The sequence below is a fragment of the Streptomyces sp. DH12 genome (assembly GCF_020873895.1).
Classification (GTDB): domain Bacteria; phylum Actinomycetota; class Actinomycetes; order Streptomycetales; family Streptomycetaceae; genus Streptomyces.
Genome location: NZ_JAHWGT010001450.1, coordinates 1 through 410 on the forward strand (window position 1 = coordinate 1; position 410 = coordinate 410).

Consider the following 410-nt stretch of genomic DNA (forward strand, 5'->3'; position numbering starts at 1 on the left):
TTCTTGACCGTCTTGCGGAACTCCTCGGCGGCTTCGCCCTGCCAGGGGTCGGTGTTGAGCTTGCGCAGCCGTTCCGCGCCCTCCCCGAAGTGGGCCGCCGCGCCGACGAGCTTCTTGATCAGTCGGTCGAGTTCGGCGGGCTTGCCCGGGACCCAGTCCTGGACGGTGTCGTCGGGGCCGATCCATATGCGGCGGAAGAGGAACCGTTTCTCCGACATGCTGGCTGTTCCTGCTCCTGCCCTTATCGCGGGGTCCGGTCCGGGCCCGGGGCCCCGCCGTCACGGTCGACCGGCTCCAGGCGGCCGCGGAACTCGGTGCGTTCCTCCGCGATGCCGTGGTCCTCGAGATATCCGGTGACGGGGTGGTCGTCCTCGAACCGCTGCTGCCGTTCGAGCATCATGGCCTGGTAC

1 protein-coding gene is annotated in these 410 nt (G+C 68.8%); it reads right to left on the reverse strand.

Going from position 1 to position 410, the window contains the following annotated elements; translation table 11 throughout:
* The coding region (locus LPA54_RS40525) for a putative T7SS-secreted protein (RefSeq protein WP_228985434.1) at positions 1 to 218 on the reverse strand (218 nt) is incomplete at its 3' end.
* Positions 219 to 410: the final 192 nt, after the last annotated feature.